Here is a 19,748-nt window from a genome sequence, read left to right on the forward strand (position 1 = left end):
TGTCAGGTACCTGAATTATCGCGCAACTTTTCGCGCACTGGCGGCTACCGCTAACAGCAACAGGGCGATCAGTAAAAATGCGCCGCTGAGGCTGATCCATTGCGAAATGAATCCGATTAAAGCCGGACCTGAGAGAATACCCGCATATCCCAGCGTTGTCATGGCAGAAATCGCCAGGTTCGCAGGCATATCCTGTTGATTCCCGGCAGCATTGAACAACATCGGCACCGTATTGGATAAACCAAAGCCGACCAGCAGGAAAGCCAGCAGAGCGATCTCCGGCCACGGCAGCCAGACGGCCAGACACATACCCGCTGCGGCGGTCAGGGCGCCGGAGAGCATCACAGGATAGCGGCCAAAACGCTGGATGATCTTGTCGCCACTAAAACGGCCCAGCGTCATCGCGACGGAAAAGACGGCATAGCCGAGTCCGGCATAGGCGGGTGACATCGCCGGGTTCTGCAGCAGCAGCAGCGCGCCCCAGTCCAGTACGGCCCCTTCCGCCAGGAAAAGGATAAAGCAGAGCAGGCCAAGGAACGCAACCCAGCCACGTGGGATCACCAGCCAGGGCTGATCGGGCTGATGCAGACGCGCATTCATCAGGACCGGCAATCGCCACAGCAGCAGCAAGAGCATTATTGCCATTACCACCAGCGTAGCGGTCAGTGGAGTGAAATCCCGGCTCAGCAACAGGCTGACGGTTCCTGCGCCCAGAATACCACCAAGACTGAAGAAACCATGAAAGCCCGACATCATCGGTTTATCTGCAGCCTGCTCAACCTGAACCGCCTGATAATTCATCGCCACATCCAGCATGCCCAGCCCGGCACCAAAAAGCATTAGCGCAGCCGCCATCACCAGATGAGAGTCTGCTGTCGCCAGCAGCGGCATCATCATCAGTACTAACAGGGTGGAGACGCACATCACGCGACGGCAGCCAAAACGCGCCACCAGCGTGCCGGTCACCGGCATCGCCGCCAGCGAACCAATACCCAGACAGAGCAGCAAGGCGCCCAGGGACGCGCCACTGAGCTGCAGACGATCCCGGGCAAACGGCACCAGCGGAGCCCAGGCTGACATCCCTAAGCCATTAATTAAAAAGATAGTGCGTGTACCCCAGTTAAGGCGGCTTTGATGTTTATGTTGTTGTGAAGCGTCCAGTGCGGTCATAGGTCGGATTCATCAATGTTAAAGCGGAAAAGTGTAGCACTGGCCGCGAGTCAGTGGCCGTTGCGCCTCTTGTCAAAAGTGGTGCAGTCACATCGCATAAATGGCAAAACCGGCAGTTTACCGACTTTTGTTGCATCGCAAATTTTTTCCAGAACTTTCCTGGTATGACCACCGCTCACCCGGGAGTACTTAACTCAAATTTCCCTGCCTTTTTTCAAGGGCTTGCTGTTAAAAACGCAGAACAGCACCACCTGTAAATGCTGCCTGAATCACACAATTAAAAAAATTCCTGTCATGGCCCTCACGTTAATGACGCAGTGGTTTTAAGCCTCATCGCATCATTTATGGAAACAGTCAGCAATAAATTGACATGAAAAAACAAAGACAAAGCGCATTACCTGACAACGAATTTTCGGTTATGGCTAATGTAATAATGTTTTAATCATAACCAAATCTGTACATTGAAATTGATTTTTAACATGGTTACGCTAAAAGTTAATCAGTCACAACCTTTACGTTGTGTGAAAGTCTGTACAGCTTAAAACACTCAAAAACTAATAATAATACCGCTGCGCGCCTATTTTATGTGCGTTAGTGACGCGGCTTAGTTTCGCCATTTTTACCTGCGCCAGGTTAAGACACCTTCTTCATCTCAGAAGGTGAAATGATGCGTGAAGACTTTAAGCATAAAATAAATTTATGTTTAAGGATTCAGTATATTAGCTAATCTGGTGTAACAGAGGTTATAAATGGCAGAACTCACACAGAGCCGTGTAGATATCATCTCGCGCGAAAACGGTACACTCCTCTCACAGACCACTGACGGTTCATCACAGTCCATTAACCTCACCGAACCCAGCGTTGTACGTATCAGCGGCACGCGAGACATGGTGACGCAGTTTGAGCGCCAGGGTAACGATCTGGTGCTGAAAATGCGTGACGGCAGCACAGTACGCTACCAAAAATTCTTTCTTGATGACGCCGATGGTCAGCACAGCGAACTGGTGTTCGATGATGGCGTCAATCCACCGGAACATGCACTTTTCCCGCAGACCGCAGAAGGGGCTGAACTCGCTTCCCGTTCGATCACTCCGACCTATGAATCACTCGACAGCGTAGAGCCGCTGCTGCTGGCGGATAACGCCAATACGTCAATGGGCGTCATCACCGCAGGCGGTCTGGGTGTGCTCGGTTTAGCCGGACTGGCAGTGGGCATCGGCGGCGGTGGCGGAGGGGGTGGAGGTAACGGCGGCGGCAACGCCGGTGGCACCGATCCGGGAACACCGGTCACACCCGGGACACCTGCCATCACCCTGAATGCCTTCGCTGGCGATAATGTGCTGGATAATGCGGAAAAAACGACCGATCAGGTGCTGAGCGGCACGACCAGCAATGTCGAAGCCGGTCAGATTGTCACGGTTACGCTGGGCGGACAGACCTACAACACCACAGTCGGCACGGATGGCAGCTGGAGCGTTACGATCCCTGCCGCCGCGCTGGCGGGACTTCCCGCAGGCACCACCACCATCGATGTCAGCGTCAGTAACGCGGTGGGCACAGGCGCTACGGGCAGCCTGCCGGTTACCGTCGCTGCCGCCGATCCCGGTACACCCGCGACACCGGTTATCAGTCTGAATCCCTTTGCCGGCGACAACCTGCTGGATAACAGCGAAAAAACAACGCCACAAACGCTGTCCGGCAGCACCAGTAACGTTGAAGCCGGGCAGGTGGTCACCGTGACACTGGGCGGTCAGAGCTACAGCAGTAGCGTAGCCGCGGACGGAAGCTGGAGTATTACTGTGCCTGTGGATGCGCTGAGCGCACTGGCCTCCGGCAACACCACCCTCACAGCAACCGTCACTAACCAGGCAGGCACCGCCGCCAGCGGCAGCCTGACCTTCAACGTCGAGCCTCCCCTGACCGAGCCGGGCACGCCGGTTATCACCATCAATCAGTTTGCCGGTGATGATGTCCTCAGCAACAGCGAGAAAGCCACCGATCAGCTGCTGAGCGGCTCCACCAGCAATGTGGAAGCGGGTCAGGTTGTCACCATCACGCTGGGCAATCAGACCTTCAGCGCAGTCGTGGATGCGCAGGGCAACTGGAGCGTCACGCTCTCACCTGCAGCGCTGAATGCGCTCAATGCCGGTTCACTTGCGATTTCCGCGGTCGTCACTAATCAGGCTGGCATTGAAGCCAGTGAAAACCGCGCGATCAGCGTCGATACACCTGTCGTTACGGGTCCGCCTGCGGTCACGGTGGATGAATTTACCGGTGACAACCAGCTGAGCAACGCAGAGAAAACCACCGATCAGACGGTGACCGGCAGCACCAGCAATATCGAACCGGGTCAGGTTGTGACGGTCACGCTGGGCGGTCAGACGTACAGCGGCAGCGTAGATGCGCAGGGCAACTGGAGCATCACGCTACCCTCAGCGGCCCTGAGCGCACTGGCGGCAGGTGAAACGACACTGACGGTTTCGGTCAGCAATACGGCGGGTAACACCGTGACCAGCAGCCTGCCCATCAGCGTGGAAGCGCCGGTGACGCAACCGGGCGAACCGACCGTTACCATCAATGAATTTGCCGGGGATGACATCCTCAGCAACGATGAAAAAGGGACCGCCCAGACGCTTTCTGGCACTACCACCAACGTCGAAGCGGGCCAGACGGTCACGATCATCTTTGGTGGACAGACTTACGCTGGCATCGTGGATGGCAGTGGTAACTGGAGCGTGACTGTTCCGGCTGGTGCGCTGGGCAACCTGTCTGCGGGATCCAATGTCATCAGCGCCACCGTCAGCAACGTCGATGGTGTGAGCGCAGGCGAAACCCGCGATATCTCGGTTGAGGCACCGGTGACGGAGCCGGGCGTGCCGGCGCTGACCCTGAATGAATTTGCCGGCGATAACGACCTGAGCAACGCCGAGAAAGCGTCCGATCAGCCTGTCAGCGGCACGGTCACCAACGTTGAAGCCGGACAGATCGTCACCGTGACCCTCGGTGGTCAGACCTACAGCGCCAGCGTGCAGGGTGACGGCAGCTGGAGCGTCACCGTGCCATCCGCCGCGCTGAACGCACTGGCAGCAGGCACCACTACCCTGACCGCCTCGGTCAGCAATGCGGCGGGCGACACCGCGACAACTTCGGAGTCGATCACCGTCGAAGCCCCGGCGACGCAGCCGGGTGAAGCCACCGTAACCATCAACGCCTTTGCCGGTGACGATATCCTCAGCAACAGCGAGAAAGCCACCGATCAGCTGCTGAGCGGCACCACCACCAATATTGCTGAGGGCCAGCAGGTCACTATCACCCTGAATGGTGAGACCTTTACCGCCACGGTTGGCGCGGATGGCAACTGGAGCGTCTCGATCCCAGCCAGTTCGCTGGCGGCGCTGGCCGCCGGTAGCACGACCCTGAACGCTACAGTCACCGATACGCTCGGCGCAGCCGTCAGTGAAACCCGTGACTTCCTGGTGGCGTCAGCGGGCACTTCACCGAATGCCCCAACGTTAACCGTCAATGCCTTCGCTGAAGACAACATCCTGAGCAACGATGAGAAGCTGGAGGCTCAGGCGGTCTCAGGCAGCACCACCAACATCGAAGCGGGCCAGATTGTGACCGTAACCCTGGGCGGAGAGCGCTACAGCGGCACGGTCAATCCTGACGGCAGCTGGAATATCGCGATTCCGGCTGATGCACTCGGTGCGCTGGCCGCAGGATCTGCCTCGCTGGTGGTGACGGTCAGCAACGCAGCGGGCACCAGCGTTAGCGACACGCTGGCGATCACCGTCGAGCCACCGGTGACTGAGCCGGGCCAGCCCACCCTCATCATCAATCAGTTCGCCGGTGATGACGTCCTGAGCAACGATGAGAAAACCAGCGACCAGTTGCTGAGCGGCAGCAGTACCAATGTCGAGGTGGGTCAAATCGTCACAGTCACGCTGGGCGACCAGACTTACAGCGCCACGGTCGGCGCGGATGGCAGCTGGAGCCTGAATGTCCCAGCCAGCGCACTGGCAGCACTGGCGGCGGGCAGTGCAACTATCGCGGCCACGGTTTCCAGTCAGGCGGGCATAATCGCCAGCGAAGATCGGGCGATTGTGGTGGATACCCCGGCGCAACCGGAAACGCCGACAGTGGCTATTGCCCTGTTCGCCGGTGACGATCTGGTGGATAACAGCGAAAAAGCCCTGGATCAGACGCTCTCCGGCACCACCAGCAATGTGGAGGCGGGCCAGACGGTCACCATCACCCTGGGCGGTCAGAATTACAGTGCCACGGTCAATCCTGATGGCAGCTGGAGTACACAGATCCCGTCTGCAGCGCTCAGCGCACTGGCAGCGGGCAGCACCGCCATTGCGGTTAGCGTCACGACGGTAGCCGGTGCTGTGGCCACTGACACCCGTGACATTAACGTCGCGCCAGCAGCAGGCGAACCTGGCATCGTCTCAATCAATGAACCGGTCAGCGCGGATGGCTTCCTCAATTTGCAGGAGCTGAGCAGCGATCTGATCATCAGCGGTTCGGCGGTGGGTGTTAATCCAGGCCAGACGGTGCAGCTTAATTTTAACGGCGGTAATTACAGCGCAGTGGTGAGCAGCAATGGCGTCTGGAGCGTCACCGTTCCGGCAAGTGCACTCACCGATATCACCGACGGTGTTAAACAGATTTCAGTGACGACCGTCGATGCCAGCAATACGCTGCTGACCGCCTCCGCTCCGCTGAATGTGGTCGCATCTACGCTGCCGCAAATCACGCTGAACGAGAGTGCGATCACCGATGGTATTCTCAACCGGACGGAAGCGGGTAGCGATCTGCTGATCGGCGGCAGCACCGGCAAGGCCGTCGCGGGCCAGCAGGTGGAAGTGGAACTTAACGGCAAAACTTACAGTACCACTGTCAATGCCGACGGCAGCTGGAGCCTGCCAGTGCCTGCCAGCGATCTCGCTTTACTGGCGCAGGGCGCTAACAGCCTGATCATTACCGCCATTGACGAGGCGGGCAACCGCGCGGACCAGACGGTGAATTTCAGCGTCGACACGCTGCCACCGACGCTGATTGTGGCTGAGGTCGCAGGTGGCGATGGCATTCTCAACAGCAGTGAAGTGACGGCGGGTGTGCCGGTCAGTGGTTCAGGTGCACTGCCGGGCGAGCGGGTTTCTGTTTCGCTGAACAACCAGAGTTACAGCGCCACAGTCGATGAGCAGGGCAACTGGACGGTTGATTTGCCGCCAGCAGCATTGCAGGCATTGTCTGATGGCAGCAGCTATACGCTGACCGTCACGCTGACCGACGCCAGCGGGAACATCGCCACCCAGACGCAACCGCTGTTAGTCAACACACAACTTCCGGTTGCGGCCGTGACCGCACCGGGCGGTGATGGGGTTCTGACCAGCAACGAACTGACTCAGCCGCTGCTGATCAGCGGCACCGGCACCACGGGCGACACCGTAACGGTGGGGTTAAACGGCAAGACCTATAACGCCGTTGTTGATGAAAACGGAACCTGGAGTGCTTCCGTTCCGGTTGCCGATCTGGGCCCGCTGACCAATCAGACTTATCCGGTAACGGTTACGGTGACCGATCCGGCCGGTAACAGCAGCTCGCAGGATACGTCTTTGCGGGTCGCCACGTCCGTACCGGCTCTGACGATCAACGATCTCACTAATGATGGCGCGATCAACAACAGCGATGCGCAGCAGCCATTGATCGTCAGCGGCACTGGCGACGAAGGCGACATCATTCGCGTCACACTGAATAACGTGACTTACAGCGCCGTGGTGGCGCAGGGTGGCAACTGGAGCGTCAATATTCCTGCCTCTGATCTGGCGAATGTGCCGAATGGCACCCAGACCGTAACGGTGGTGGCGACGGACGCCGATGGCAACACCACACAAACCGGCAGTCCCTTGATTTTCGCCACCACGCCGCCGCTGCTGGAAGTCTCCACGCCGGGCAGCGATGGTTATATCAATATCGCTGAGCACACCCAGGATCTCACTCTCGACGGGCGTGGCGGTGCGCAGGGCGATACGGTCACGGTAACGTTCAATAATGAAACCTACACCGCCACCGTGGATACCAACGGCGCGTGGAGCGTAACGGTTCCCGCCGCGATTGTCAGCCAGCTGGGCGATGAGATCTATCCGATCAACGTTGCCATCAGCGATGCGTATGGCAACACCACCACGCAGTTGACCAGCGTTACCGTGCTGGCGGCCACGTCACCCGCCCTGACCATTGATCCCGTCACCAGCGACAATCAGGTCGATAGCGCGGAACAGCTCAGCGACATTCTGGTCACCGGCAATGTCACCGGCGTACCGGCCGGTTCGCCGGTATTATTGACCATTAACGGGCAGTCTTACGACGGTGAGGTACTGGCGAACGGTCGCTGGAGTGTGACGCTGCCCGCCGGATCGCTGGGCGGTTTGGGCGAAAAAACCTTTACCGTAGCGATTACTGATCAGGCCGGTAACCCGGCGCTGCCTGCTGAAGGGCAATTCAGCGTGGTTATCTTACCCGAACCGTCGCTGTCGGTGACCCCGATCAGTGGTGACAATGCGCTGAATGGGCTGGAAGCACAGAGTGATCTCACTGTAAGTGGCGGCTCGGCAAACCTGCCGGCTAACAGTCCGATCAGCGTGACGCTGGAACCCAACGGCACGGTTTACACCACCACAACCGATATAAACGGCAGCTGGACCCTGACGGTGCCCGCTGCTGACCTGGCAAATCTGCCGCAGGGTAACACCACGGTTACCGTCTCTACGGGTGATGTGCAGATCAATCAGCCGCTGCTGGTGGCGACTACGCCGCTGGCAGACCCGGAAATCAATACGCCTTTCACTGACGGCATTCTCAACACGGATGAAGCCAGCGTGGCGCAGACGCTGACCGGCTCAGTCCAGCCAGGCCAGGCCGTCAGCGTGACCCTGGGCGGCATAAGTTATCCGGCAACGGTCGCAGCAAATGGTGAATGGCGCGTCACGCTGCCGCCAGATGCGCTACAGGCACTGCCGCAGGGCAGCAATCCGGTTACCGTGACGGTAAGCGATGTGGCAGGTAACAGCACCAGCATCAGTGAACCGCTGATTGTTGATACCGGCTTACCCGCGCTGACCGTTAATCCGATTGCCATCGATGGCATTATCAATGCGACTGAAACGACCACGGATTTGAACCTGAGCGGCACCGTTGCGCCCGGCGGCAGCGTCAGCCTTGTACTGAATAACCAGACCTATGAGGCAGTAGTTGCCGCCGACGGCAGCTGGACGGCTACCGTGCCTGCTGCCAGTCTGCAACTGCTGCCAGAGGGGCGTTACGATCTTAACGTGACTGTCACGACTCTGAGCGGCAACGTCGCCACCACGCCATTCCCGGTTACCGTGGATACCACGCCACCCGACTTCAGCTTTGATACGCCTGCTGGCGATGGCGTGCTGAACATTGCAGAACAGGCCAACGGCTTCAGTTTCAGCGGTGCAGGCACTGAAGGCGACAGCGTGAGTGTCACGCTGAATGGCGTCACCTACACAGGCACCGTTGAGGCGGGCGGAAACTGGACGCTGGCTGTGCCGCCAGCGGCACTGGCCGGTCTGACTAACGGCATCAGCTATCCCGTGGTGATCACCGTCACCGACGAGGCGGGGAACAGCAACAGCCAGAACAGTGCGCTGACAGTTGCCACAACGCCGCCTCCGCTGGTGGTCGCACCGATCAGCGGCGACAATGCGCTGAACACAGGTGAACTGGCGGAGCCGCTGGTCGTCAGTGGCAGCGGTCAGAATGGCGATATTGTCACGGTCCAGCTTAATGACCAGATTTACAGCACCACGGTTGGCGTAAATGGACAGTGGACGCTGCAGATCGCCTCTGAAGCGCTAGCAGCACTGCCGTCAGGCAGTAATCTGGTAACGGTGACGGAAACCAGTGCGAACGGTAATCAGAGCAGCCAGGTGATTGATCTGAATGTGGCTACCTCGCCGGAGATACAGCCTGCGCTGACCATAGATAGCAGCACCTTTGCCGGTGATGGCATCGTGACGGCGGCAGAGCAGCTACAGCCGATTACGGTCCGCGGCAGCAGCAGCAATGTTGAAGCGGGCCAGCAGGTCATCATCTCTCTGAATGGCACCGAATACAGTGGCGTGGTCGCGGCCAGTGGCAACTGGAGTATCATTCTGCCTGCAGGTGCACTGGCTGAATTGGGGGAGGGTAATCAGACACTGAACGTCAGTGTGATTAACGTCGTGGGTAATACGGCCAGCAGCCCGCTTAACTTCAGCGTGGACAACACCCTGCCGTCGATTGCGCTGGCACCGATTAGCGACGACAACTACCTCAATGCACAGGAAGTGAATGGCGCCATCGTCGTGAGCGGCAGCACCAGTGGTCTGCCGGACGGCAGCATTGTCACCGTCGTGGCTAATGGGACACCGGTCAGTGTCACCGTGGCGGCAGAGGGAAGCTGGAGCCTCACCTTACCGGCTGGCACCTTTACCGGCACTGCAGATGGCCCGCAAATCATCACGGTCACCGCCAGCGACGCTAACGGAACAGAGCTTGCGACCAGTGACGCCACGCTGACGGTTGTCGCCAGCGCATTGCCAGTGGCCACTCCCGGTGTGGCATTTAATGATGGCATTCTCAACGGTGAGGAAGCCTCGGCAGGTGGCGTGATCACCGGCAGCACCGGCGTAACCGGTGACGGCCAGACGGTCGTTGTGACGCTGGGCGGCAGTAACTACAGCGGTACGGTGGATGCCACGGGCAACTGGCAGGTCGCGGTTCCGGCCGATATTCTGGCTGCGCTGCCACAGGGCAATGCGCCTTACACCGTGGTTGTCAGTGATGTAGCAGGCAACACCAGCCAGGCGAATGGCAACATTGTGGTGGATACCGTGCCTCCGGTGCTGAACTTCATCACGCCATCCGATGGCATTATCAATGCTGCCGAAAGTCAGCAGCCGCTCACGCTGACCGGCAGCAGCGAAGCAAACGCGCTGATTGTGGCCAGCTTCAACGGCACCACGCTGAGCACCACCGCTGACGTTAATGGCAGCTGGTCGCTGGCATTGCCTGCCACGGTTTACACCGGGCTGGGCAACGGTAGCTATCCACTGACCGTGACCGCCAGCGATGCGGCAGGCAATGCCACCACCACCAGCCGTGACCTGGCGCTGAAAGTGGAACCCGGCACACTGCCAACCCTGACGCTGGATGCGTTTGCCGGTAACAACGTGGTTGATGGCGCGGAACGCCTCACCGATCAGCGTCTCTCGGGCACCACCACCAATGTTGAAGCAGGCCAGCTGGTCACTGTGAACATTGAGGGGACGGTTTACAGCGCCACCGTGCAGGCGAGCGGCGCGTGGAGCCTGACCGTGCCAGCCGGTGCGCTGGCGGCCATTAATGACGGTAGCGCCAGTTTCACTGTGGCGGTCAGCGATGTGGCAGGCAACACCACTAGCCGTGATCTCAACTTTGACGTGAACAGCAACGCCTCTGGCCTGGCGATGGACGCCATCAGCCAGGACAACTACCTGAATGCACAGGAGCTGGGTCAGTCGCTGATCGTGACCGGCACCTCGGTGAATGTGCCTGAGGGCAGTACGGTGACGCTGCTGTTTAACAACATCAGCTATACCGCGCAGGTCTCGGCCACTGGCCGCTGGAGTGCGATCGTGCCGGCTGAGGCACTCACGGCGCTCGCCGATGGGCCTTACACCGTGACCGTCACCGCGACAGACAGCGGCGGGTCGACCCTGAGCAGTGAGGCGACGCTTAACGTACTGGCGACCACTCTGCCGGCACCACAAATCCTCTCTGCCTTTGGCGATGGAGTGCTCAACAGCAGCGAGATCGCCACAGCACAAACCCTGAGCGGCACCACAGGTGTAACAGGTGACGGACAGCGCGTCAGCGTGCAGCTGAATGGCGTCACGTATAACGGTACGGTCGACAGCAACGGCAACTGGCAGATCAACGTGCCTGCTACGGCGCTGGCTGACCTGCCAGAAGATGTTATTAGCTATACCGTCACGGTGCAGGATGCGGCGGGTAACACCGGCAGCACACCGGGCAGCGTAACGGTGGATCTGACGCCACCGACGCTGACCCTGAACGCCGTTGCGGGCGATAACAGCGTTAATATCGCCGAAAGCCTCGCTCCGATTGTCCTCAGCGGCAGCAGCAATGCTGAAGCCGGGCAGCAGGTCACGATTACCCTGAACAATCAGCTCTGGACGACTACCGTTACCCAGGAGGGCGACTGGAGCCTGACACTGCCTGCCGGTTCGCTGGCCGGTATTCAGGCCGGCGCTTACATCCTGACTGTGACAGTCAGTGATGCGGCGGGTAACCCGGTCACGGAAACGCGTGAAATCACCGTGGCAACCGGGGCATTGTCGGTCAGCATAAACACCCCGTTTGGTGATGGTTATCTGAATCTGGCTGAGCAGGGTGTCGGCCAGACACTGACCGGCAGCACCGGTGTGCCGGGCGACGGCCAGACCGTCACCGTGACGCTAGGCGGGAATGATTACCCGGCCACGGTGGATGCGCAGGGCAACTGGACGCTGAATTTAACACCTGCGCAGGTGCAGACGCTGGACGAGGGGATCAATACCCTGGTGGTCAATGCCAGCGATGCGGCCGGTAACAGCGGTCTGCTGACCAGCGCCGTCACCGTTGATCTCACACCGCCGGTATTAAGCGTCAACCCCATCGGCGGCGATAACATCATCAATTCCCTGGAGGTACTGGAAGCGGTCGCCATCAGTGGGTCGGCAACGGTGGCGGATGCCGGGCAGACAGTGACGGTCAGTTTCCAGAATGTCGATTACACCACTCTGGTGCTCTCTGACGGCACCTGGCAGGTGACGCTGCCTGCCAGCGTTGTGCAGGGGCTGGCGGACAACACCTACCCGGTTGTTGTCTCAATGACCGATGCAGCGGGCAACCCGGCAGCGCTTGTTGAGACCACACTGACGCGCAATGCTGACAGTCAGAATCTGCCAACACTGACCCTCGGGACGCTCAGTGAGGATAACTTCCTTAACCAGGCCGAGTCGCAGCAGGATCTGAGCATCGGCGGCACCAGCACCAATCTGGCTGAGGGCCAGCTGGTGGCGGTGACGCTGAACGGCCTGCAGTACAGCGGCACGGTGACCGCGAATGGCAGCTGGACGGTAACCGTTCCGGCCGCCGAGCTGGGTAATCTGCCGGATGGCGATCAACTGGTGCAGGTGGTGGCAACCGATGCCTCTGGTAACCCGGCCAGTGCCAGTGGCAGTCTGGTTGTGCTGGCCAGCGCGCAGGTTCAGCCGACGCTGACCATGAACGTGGTCGCCGGTGACGATGTGATCAATTCCACCGAGTCCACTGCAGAGGTTGCGGTCAGCGGCAGCAGCACGCTGCTGGCAGCGGGTACTGTCGTAACGGTGTCATTGAGCGGCACGGATTACACGACGACGACCACTCTCGATGCGAACGGCATCTGGACGGTGAATGTACCGTCCGCGGCCTTTGCCGATGTGGCGCCAGGCAGCAGCCAGACCTTTACCGTCAGCGCAACGGATGTCGCGGGTAATCCGGCGACCGCCACGAAGGAGGTTGATTTTATTACCACACGTCCTGTGCTGACGGATATTACGGTCAGTGCGGGCGACACCCTTAACCTGTCGGAGTCGCTGCAGGATCTCACCATTAGCGGCACCACCACGGGCGCAATACCTGTGACGGTAACGCTGAATAATGTCAGCTACACCGCCACGGCAGATGCCGACGGAAACTGGACAATTACTGTTCCGACGGCCGACGTGCAACAACTGGCGGATGGCCCCAATGCGATCATCGTTTCTGTCACTGACGCGGCGGGCAATATCACCACGGACACCACCACCTCACTGGATGTGGCGTTTAACACCCTGCCAGCGCTGACCCTGAACAGACCGTTTGGCGATTCGCTGCTCAGTCTGGCAGAAACCGAAGGCCCGATAACGCTGAGTGGTGACAGTACTAACCTGCCGGAAGGCAGTGTAGTAAACATCGCTCTTGGCGGGCTGACGTTCAGCACCACCACGGATGTCAGCGGCAGCTGGACGCTGAACCTGGCATCGGGTGCGCTCACAGGCCTTGACGATGGACTGACACAGGTGGTGGTCACTGCTGTTGATGCTGCCGGAAATCCGGCGCAGGCCACTGCAGGCGTTGAGATCCTGCAAACCCCACCGGTTTCCGCTGACTTTGCCGTTACGCAGTTCGGCGACAACGTCATTAATATCAGTGAAGCCGCCTCGGTGCAGCAGGTTACCGGCACCTCCACCGTCGTGGCGGGTCAGACGCTGAGCGTCACGGCAGGTGATGACGCTATCCCGTTATCCGTCACGGTCGATGCCAGTGGCAACTGGACGGCCAGCCTGACGCCAGAGGTGATCGCCAGCCTGGGGAGCGGGGAACATACCCTGACCCTCACAACCACGGATCGGGCAGGAAACACGACCGAGGCGACCAAAACATTTATCTCTGCGATTACACCGATTGCTGACCCCTCGCTGGATACACCCTTTATTGATGGGCGGATTAACGCCGCAGAGGCGGCCGCAGGGGGATCGCTTACCGGTGCGGTGAATGTTGATAACGCAGCGGGGGTCACCGTCACGCTCAATGGGACTGTTTATTCCGCAACGCTCAGTCAGGATGGTTCCCGCTGGTCACTGGACCTGCCACCTGCTGTATTGCAGTCACTGCCGGATGGCAACTGGCCGGTGACGGTGACCGTCACCGATGTGAACGGCAACACCGGAAGCTTCGGCGGTACGGTGCTGGTGGCGATTAACTCGCTGCCGGATGTCAGCCTGAATCTGCCGTTTGGTGACGGTGCGCTGAACGCTGCCGAGGCGGGAACGGAACAGATCCTGACGGGTACCACCGGCATTAGCGGTGCCGGTCAGACTGTATCGGTCCTGATCTCCGGCTTCAATAATGATCAGCCGCTGGCTGCAACGGTGCAGACCGACGGCAGCTGGTCTCTGGCCCTGTCGCCAGCGCAGCTGGCCACGTTCACCAGCGGCACTCACACTATTACCGTGACCGCAACCGACATCGCGGGTAACAGCGATAACACGGCGCTGAATGTGGTCACCGAAGTGGCCGTGCCGGTACCCGGCTTTAACCCTGGTGCATTTGGCGGAGATAATCTGCTGAACATCAGTGAAGCGGCGGCAGGCGTGACCCTGACCGGCACCACCGGCAGTGTGGGGGCGAATCAGGCGGTCAGCATCACCGTCGATGTTAACGGCAGTCGCTATTCTGGCTCAGTGGATGGCGACGGTAACTGGACCGTGGATATTCCGCCGGATGCCCTGAGTTCACTGGGTAGCGGGCCGCAGACGCTGACGGTCAACGTGGTGGATGCAGCGGGCAATAGCGCATCAGCGCAACTGCCATTCACCGCTGATCTCACCGCGCCACAGCCTGCAGTCAATCCGGAATTCCTCGGCAGCTATGTAAACAGTAGCGATGTTGCCGCGGGCATTACCCTGAGCGGCACCACCGGTGAGGTGGGCGCGAATCAGACGGTGGGGCTCACGCTTGACGGCACGACCTATACCGCAACAGTGGATGCGAATGGCAACTGGACGGTGCCCCTGACTCAGGCGCAGCTTTCAGCACTGCCGGATGCCACCTATCCGGTCAGCGTGACAGCAACCGATGCAGCGGGCAACAGCACCACCATTACCAGTTCGCTGGTGCTCGACAAAACCCCGCCGGTGCTTAGCTTTACCGACTTCACTGGCGACAACGTCGTTAACTACGCCGAGAGCATTCAGCCGCAGATACTCAGCGGCACCACGACCGGCGCAGAAACCGGTGCTGTCGTCACGGTTTCGCTGAATACCACCATCCTTGGCACCGCAATTGTTGACGGTAACGGCAACTGGAGCGTGACGCTGACGTCAGAGCAGATGGCCACCTTTACGCCATCGACCACGCTGACGCTGGCAGTGACCGATCTGGCTGGCAATACCGCAACCGTGCCTGTCTCGCTGACCGTCGATCTGACGCCACCACCAGGCCCGCTGGTAACGCTGGACACAGTCTCGGGCGACAACATTATCAGCACCCAGGATGTGGCGGGTGGGGTAGCGGTAAGTGGTACTTCGGCTAACCTCGGCGCGAACGGGTCAGTGGAGGTGGTGATCAATGGTGTTCCCTACACCACCACGCTGGATGCGTCGGGCAACTGGTCGACCGGGGCCTTGCCCGTCACCGCCTTTGGCAATGCGGACGGCAGCGTCGGCATCACCGTGACGGCCACAGATGGCACAACACCGGTGACGACCAGCGGTAACGTGCTGATCGATCTGACTGCACCAACCCTGTCGATCAATACCTTTGCGGGTGATAACCAGGTTAATGGCAATGAAAGCACCCTAAGCCAGGCGATTACCGGCACCGCCGATATCGCTGAGGCTGGCCGCACGGTCGTTGTGACCTTCAATGGCCAGACCTACAACGCGGTGGTGCAAACCAACGGCACCTGGTCCACTACCGTTCCTGCCAGCGCAATGCAGGCACTTACCGATGGCACCACGCCAATCACCGCGCAGCTGACGGATGCCGCCGGTAATGTGGGGACGGCTACCCAGACAGTGACGGTCGATACCGCCGCGCCACTGGTACTGGTGGACGCATTCCTCGGCGACAACGTGGTCAACGCCGCAGACCTGGTGCTCGGTCAGGTGCTGACCGGTAGCGCGCAGGGAGCCGAAGGCCAGACCATCAGCCTCTATCTGGGCGATGCCGCCCCGATCGCCACCACGACGGTGGGGGCTGACGGACGCTGGAGCATCGATCTTGCGCCGAACGTCCTGTCGAGCCTCAATGACGGCGCGCTGGTGTTTGGCGTGCGGGTCAATGACCTTGCAGGCAACCAGACCGACGCCACGCTAACGGTCAATAAAGTGGTCAACAGTGCGCTGACGCTGGTGGTTGATTCGGTGTTCGGCGACGGCACGCTCAGTGCGCTGGATACCACCGTCGCGCAGACGATCTCCGGGACCGCACTCTCCGCGGGCGTCGGTGCCACAGTTTCCGTGGTGCTGGGCGGGACCACGCTCTCTGCCTCAGTGGGTCAGGATGGTAAATGGGCTATCGTGGTGCCACCGTCGGTACTGGGTCTGCTCACCGATGGTCAGCTGGATATTGACGTCACCCTGACGGATGCCGCAGGCAACACCCGCACGGTGGGTGAAACCGCTACGGCGATTGTCGATGCGGTGCCGGTCGTTGGTCCGCTCACCGGCTTGTTTGGCGGCGATGACCTGCTGAACATTGCAGAAGCCGCAGCCGGACAGCTGGTCGGTGGCGTCATCAGCAACGCAGCTGAAGGTTCACAGGTGACTGTGACCTTTGGCAGCAAGACGTACAGTACAACGGTGCAGGCGGGCGGAAGGTGGAGCGTTAACCTGCCGGGCAGCGATCTGACCTCACTGCTGGATGGCAATCTGACGCTGGGCGTCAGTGTCAGGGATGCCGTGGGTAACGTTGCCTCTAACAGCGCCTCAATTGGTATCTTTACCCAGACACCGTCCATTTCGCTGACGTCACTGTTTGGTGATGGGGTACTGAATCTGGCCGATATCGCCACCGGACAGGTGATCAGCGGCGTGGTAAATAACGTTGCGCAGGGCAGTGTGGTCACACTCTCGGTGGGCAACAGCCAGCTCAGCGCTACCGTGGGTGCGGGCGGCGCCTTCAGCACCACGGTAACGCCGGATATTCTGGGCACGCTGGCACAGGGCAACGTGACGGTAGGGGCTTCGGTCACGGATGCAGCGGGCAATACCGCCAGCACCAGCGCCGGTGTCCGCGTCGATACGCTGCTGCCGACCATCACGGTGAATCCGCTGTTCGGCGACGGTCTGCTGAACGTGGCAGATGCGCTGTCGACGCAGATCATCAGCGGCGTCGTGGGCGGTGCGGAAACCGGGTCGCGTGTGGTGGTGTCGGTGGGCGCACAGCAGTTTGTGACGGCAACGGATGCGAATGGCAACTTTACCGTCTCGCTGACGCCTGCGCTGCTGCAGGGGATTGCCGATGGTAACCTGACGGTCGGATTCAGTGTCACCGACAGCGCCGGTAACACCACCAGCACCACTGCCGGGGCGCTGGTAGGTATTCACAATCTGCCGAAGGTCACGCTCAATCCGCTGTTTGGTGACGGCGTGCTTAACCTGGCTGAATCGCTGGTCACGCAGACTATCAGCGGCACCGTCTCCGGGCTGGCGGCGGGCAGCAGCGTCAGGCTGGCGATTGGCAGTACCAACGTCACCGCGCAGGTCAACGCCGACGGTACGTTCTCTACTGCCGTCTCGCCAGCGGTGCTCTCGACGCTGCTTAACGGTAACTTCACCGTCAGTGCGTCGGTCGCCGACACGGTCGGTAACGTCAGCAGCACCAGCGCGGGCGTCTCCCTGGGACTGGTCCAGCCAACCCTGACAGTGAATACGGTGTTTGGCGACGGTGTGCTGAGCGCCCTGGATCTGGCTTCCAGCCAGACCCTGAGCGGGACCTCCAGCCTTTCAGCGGGTTCTGTCGTCAGCGCCACACTGAATGGCCAGACCTATACCACCAAAGTAGTGAGTGGCGGCAACTGGAGCATCAGCGTGCCAAAAGCGGACCTTGCCTTGATCACTGACGGCATTAAAACCGTGACGGTCACTGGCACCGATGCCTACGGAAATGTGGTGAACAGCAGTGGAACGCTGAACGCCATCAGCCAGTCGACGCCAGTGGTCGCCATTACCTCACTGTTTGGAGACGGTGCGTTGAGCGCGGTGGATGTAAAAACCGCACAGACTATCTCAGGTACCGCCAGCAATGCTGAGGGATCGGTGGTGCGGGTGACGCTGGGTGGGCAGACATACAGCACTACCGTGAGCAGCAATGGCAACTGGAGTCTCTCTGTTCCGGCAGCTAACCTCGCCGCCATTGCAGATGGACTACAGACTGTCACCGCCAGCGTCATCAACGGTGCAGGTACCAGTGGTTCCACTTCGGCGTCGCTGGGTGTGGTGAGTCACACCACGCCGACGGTCAGCGTGAACAGCTTCTTTGGTGGCGATGGCTACCTCAACATCTCAGAGGCTAATGCCCCTGAGACCATCAGAGGAACCAGCACTAACGCGGCGGGTGGCACGGTAACGGTGAACGTGGCGGGCAACATCCTCACCACCACCATCGGTGCGAACGGCGCATGGAGCATCAGCGTGCCATCAGCGACGCTGAAAGGCATTCCGGACGGCAGCCATCCGCTGACCGTGACGGTGGCGGATATTGGTGGCAACACCGCGACCAGTACCAGCAGCTTTACCGCGTTGTCGCATAATCAGCCGCTGGTGGGTGTTGATCCTGTACTCAGCATTGTGGGTTCTCTGCTCAGCGGTCTGGTGGTGCAGGGCGGATCGCTGAATGCCGCGCAGGGCTCAAAAGTCAGCGTAACGTTGCTTCTGGCCAACGGCAACAACGGTCCGACGCTGAACACCACAACCGATGCGCTGGGGCGTTATGCGGTTAACTTCTCACCGTCACTGCTGTCGGTGGGTGGCCTGCTGCTGTCGCTGAGTACGCTGGCAAAAGTTTCGATTACCGACGCAGCCGGTAACAGTTACACCACCACAAACACGCTGTTGCTGGGTGCTGTGCTGCCGGTCACGCTGGCGGCATCCGAGTCGCTTGCGCTGTTCTCAATAGCGGATGACAGCGCCACGGTCGCCAGTGCCAGCACGGAAACGCAGCACAATACGAGCACCAGCAGCGACGATAACAGCGCCCATGTCGCAGTGACCTCGACGCTGATTACCGAAGCGGATACCGTAACGCCGGTCAGCAGTGAAACCGCCACAGCGAGTGACACCGCGGTGGCAGCGGCACCGGCAGAGGAGGCGGGCTATACCATCGGCGGCGTAGTGATTACGCTGGCTGATGGCACGACGGCAGAAGGGGCGTCGGTTACCGGCAGCAGCGGCGCGGATACCGTGACGGTCAGTGACCTTAACTTTACCCATATTGATGGCGGCGCAGGCACGGATACACTTGTGCTTAACGGTGAGTACCTCAGTCTGGACCTCACCGCGCTGGGCCTGAAAGTTGAACACATTGAAGTGCTCGATTTGGGTAAAACCGGCACCAACTCCGTGAAACTCGATCTCAATGAGGCACTCAATATTACGGACAAACAGAGTGACGATTTGATGATCAAAGGCGCGGATGGCAGTCAGGTCACCCTGGCAAACAGCAACGGCGGTATCTGGGAAGTGACTGGCGAGCGCACGGTAGAGGGCAGAGTCTTTGAGATCTACCACAACTCGGCGCTGACCAGTGAGAACACCCTGGGTGATGTGCTGGTGCAGCAGAATCTGCAGGTTCATGTGGTGTAGCAATAATAACGTCGGTCAGGCTGATCGGAGAAGCGGGTGCGAAAGCACCCGCTTTTTTATTTAGTCACGTGATAATTTATTTTCCAGATAATCGCCAATATTCATTAGCAGAATGAAAGATTAGGGTAG

2 protein-coding genes are annotated in these 19,748 nt (G+C 59.7%); one reads left to right on the plus strand and one right to left on the minus strand.

The window, feature by feature from the left end; translation table 11 throughout:
* Positions 1-15 precede the first annotated feature (15 nt).
* Entirely contained in the window at positions 16-1,170 is a 1,155-nt protein-coding gene (locus tag EE896_RS06300; protein ID WP_003854200.1) for an MFS transporter, read from the minus strand.
* Between the two features lie 749 nt (positions 1,171-1,919).
* Here EE896_RS06300 and EE896_RS06305 point away from each other — a divergent pair.
* Positions 1,920-19,619, plus strand: coding sequence for an Ig-like domain-containing protein (locus EE896_RS06305; protein ID WP_140916272.1), 17,700 nt, complete (start codon positions 1,920-1,922; stop codon positions 19,617-19,619).
* Positions 19,620-19,748 lie beyond the last annotated feature (129 nt).

This window comes from Pantoea eucalypti (assembly GCF_009646115.1).
Lineage (GTDB): Bacteria > Pseudomonadota > Gammaproteobacteria > Enterobacterales > Enterobacteriaceae > Pantoea > Pantoea eucalypti.